General features: G+C 71.1%; 1 pseudogene. It reads right to left on the reverse strand.

The annotated features are described in order from the left end of the window. Window positions 1-246 (reverse strand): annotated as a pseudogene (locus J5M56_RS26160) (glutamine synthetase); the annotation flags it as partial.

Consider the following 246-nt stretch of genomic DNA (forward strand, 5'->3'; position numbering starts at 1 on the left):
TCAGCGGCAGGCGCAGGTTGCGGCGCTCGTAGCCACGGCCCTGAACCGGCGCGCTGGCTTCGATGCCTTCGACCATGCCGATGTAGCCGCACAGCAGGCTCGCGGCGATGGCCAGGTAGGGGTTGGCGTCAGCGCCGGCCACACGGTGCTCGATACGCACGGCATCCGGCGAGCCGGTCGGCACGCGCAGGGCCACGGTGCGGTTGTCCAAGCCCCAGCTCGGCGCGTTCGGCACGTAGAACTGCG

The sequence above is a fragment of the Pseudomonas sp. 51_B genome, from assembly GCF_017491595.1.
Taxonomy (GTDB): domain Bacteria; phylum Pseudomonadota; class Gammaproteobacteria; order Pseudomonadales; family Pseudomonadaceae; genus Aquipseudomonas; species Aquipseudomonas promysalinigenes.